The organism is Pseudoalteromonas sp. GW168-MNA-CIBAN-0100 (genome assembly GCF_040309225.1).
GTDB lineage: Bacteria > Pseudomonadota > Gammaproteobacteria > Enterobacterales > Alteromonadaceae > Pseudoalteromonas > Pseudoalteromonas arctica.
Genome location: NZ_JBEOOL010000177.1, coordinates 1 through 396 on the forward strand (window position 1 = coordinate 1; position 396 = coordinate 396).

At 35.4% G+C, this 396-nt stretch carries 1 protein-coding gene; it reads left to right on the forward strand.

Translation table 11 applies throughout. The features are described from left to right. Nucleotides 1–76: 76 nt before the first annotated feature. A partial coding sequence (locus AAEY62_RS20595) for a hypothetical protein (RefSeq protein WP_350636108.1) occupies nucleotides 77–396 on the forward strand: 320 nt, incomplete at its 3' end.

Consider the following 396-nt stretch of genomic DNA (forward strand, 5'->3'; position numbering starts at 1 on the left):
GTGTTTCGCCTGCTAAGTTTCAAGAAACGTATTATTCTGAGTTAAAAAATGTCTAGTGAAAGCAGAGACGTCCACTATGAGAAAAGAGCAATTGGCGAAGTTTCAAAATCAAATCAATTCAGCTGTCATAGGGTATCTGAATTTGTTGGAACGCAAAGAGCTTCTTTCGGTTTCAATTAATACAAGTAGTTCTTTAAGTAATCTAGACTCTCCAATTCAGAGGTGCATACTCTCGATCCAAGATACAATTTATGCATCGTTAATAGTGGATGTTCATTCATGGCTTTTCGATAAATCAGATAAATCTTCCAATTTGAGTCCCTATAACTTACTGGAGTCACTGGTAGATCCTGATGTCAAATTTAATACAAAGCGTCTTCAAGAATACTTTATTAC